Annotated in this window: 1 protein-coding gene; it reads left to right on the forward strand. The window is 42.7% G+C overall.

From position 1 onward, the window contains the following. Positions 1-179: 179 nt before the first annotated feature. The gene (locus ACFIJL_RS09925; protein ID WP_375624572.1) at positions 180-428 is read left to right on the forward strand and encodes a phage head-tail joining protein; all 249 of its coding nucleotides are present in this window, start codon (positions 180-182) and stop codon (positions 426-428) included. Positions 429-531 lie beyond the last annotated feature (103 nt).

Below are 531 nucleotides of genomic sequence, written 5' to 3' on the forward strand. Positions count from 1 at the left end.
GAGAAGTCGATATCTTAGAAGAGCGTCTGGAAAAACTTAAAATTGAAGGCTCTTTAGAGCAGCCAACATCAGAACATCTGCCCTCTCCTTCTCCAAGAAGATCTCAGACAGCACAGCCTCAAAAGAAGCCATTCAGAACAATGATGAATCCTTATATGCGAGGGGATTGGAGGTAATTTGTGGGTGAAACTTTAGAACCAATTAACAGCAAAATTGAGAGACTTGAAAACTTAAAAAGGCGGCGTGAACAAATTGAAGAAGCTCTTTATTCGAGAGCACAATCGGTACGCCATGGCGATAAGCAAGTCAGCAACCGCTCTGTTGAGGAACTGCGCAGAGCGCTTGAGATGCTGAACACACAAATAGCCAACCTTAAAGGGCGCAAGCGTTCACGCGTTTTCTATTTTAATATATCACGAGGCTATTAATGGCTGGTTTTTTCAATAAACTCACAGGCTTTTTTAAAATTTCTCGTCAACACAATCCCCATTTTGAAGCGGCAAGCAAAAGCCGCCGTATGGGTGGTTTTGA

It is taken from the genome of Bartonella sp. TT119HLJHH (assembly GCF_042193385.1).
Lineage (GTDB): Bacteria > Pseudomonadota > Alphaproteobacteria > Rhizobiales > Rhizobiaceae > Bartonella.